This is a genomic window from Nocardiopsis sp. TNDT3 (genome assembly GCF_003427465.1).
Classification (GTDB): Bacteria; Actinomycetota; Actinomycetes; order Streptosporangiales; family Streptosporangiaceae; genus Nocardiopsis; species Nocardiopsis dassonvillei.
Genome location: NZ_QPFC01000859.1, coordinates 1 through 1070 on the forward strand (window position 1 = coordinate 1; position 1070 = coordinate 1070).

A 1070-nucleotide genomic window follows, 5' to 3' on the forward strand; every position below is an offset into this window, starting at 1 on the left:
GCACCAGGGGCGCGATTGGCGAAGGCCGCCGCGCGCGTCCCGTCGTGGCCCCGGGTGACCTGCGGTTCCCCGAGGGGTGCCCCGTACCGTCAGTTCCGGCAGTCCTTTCCCCCAGCGCGGCGGCCTTCGCCAATCGCGCCCCTGGTGCGCGTGATGACACCCCCGCTGGTGGGTATACGCATCTCCAACCGAGCCGTGCCCCCCACCGAACAGGGGCACCAGGGGAAGGGGGCTAGCGCGCGACACCCCTCCCGCCCCCCTGCCGGCGGAAGGGACGCAGAGCCAGCCTGGCCGTCGTCTTCCGGCGGCCACGCGATGAAGGGGGTCCTATGGACATCATCGTCAAGGGTCGACGCACCGGTGTGAGTGAGAAGTTCCGTCAGCACGTCGACAACAAGCTCGACAGGCTCTCCAAGTGGGAGAAGAAGGGCATGACCGTCGACGTGGAGGTGTCCAAAGAGCGCAACCCCAAGCTCGCCGACGTCTGCGAGCGGGTTGAGCTGACCATCCGGACCAACGGTCCGGTCATTCGCAGCGAGGCCGCCGCCTCGGACCGGTACGGCGCCCTCGACCTCGCCCTCGACAAGATCGAGGCCCGCCTGCGCAAGTCCGCGGACCGGCGCAAGGTCCACCGGGGCAACCACGCCCCCGTCTCCGTCGCGTCGGCCACCGCCGGCCTCCCCGGAGACCTGCCCTCGTCCGCCACCGCCACCGCGACGCAGGCTCCCCCCGCCCAGCGGCGCGGCGGCGAGGAGGACGTCAACGGCACCGAGGTGGACGGAAGGTTCTCCGACGAGTTCGTCGAACTCGACACCCAGGGAGAGGTTCCCGTCGTCGTCCGGGAGAAGTTCCACAGGGCCAAGCCCATGAGCATCGACCAGGCGCTCATGGAGATGGAACTCGTGGGCCACGACTTCTACCTCTTCCATGACGAGGTCAAGGACGCCCCGAGCGTCGTCTACCGGCGCAAGGGCTTCAACTACGGCGTCCTCCGGCTGGTCGACTAGACGTTCGCCACCGCCCTCGACGGATCCCCCCGCACACGAAGCCGCGGCGGGTCCGCTCGGACC

The 1070-nt window shown here is 69.8% G+C and carries 1 protein-coding gene; it reads left to right on the plus strand.

Going from position 1 to position 1070, the window contains the following annotated elements:
* Positions 1-329 precede the first annotated feature (329 nt).
* Positions 330-1007 (plus strand): ribosome hibernation-promoting factor, HPF/YfiA family, encoded by a 678-nt coding sequence (gene hpf, locus DQW06_RS20670; RefSeq protein ID WP_013154745.1) that lies wholly within the window; start codon positions 330-332, stop codon positions 1005-1007.
* Positions 1008-1070 lie beyond the last annotated feature (63 nt).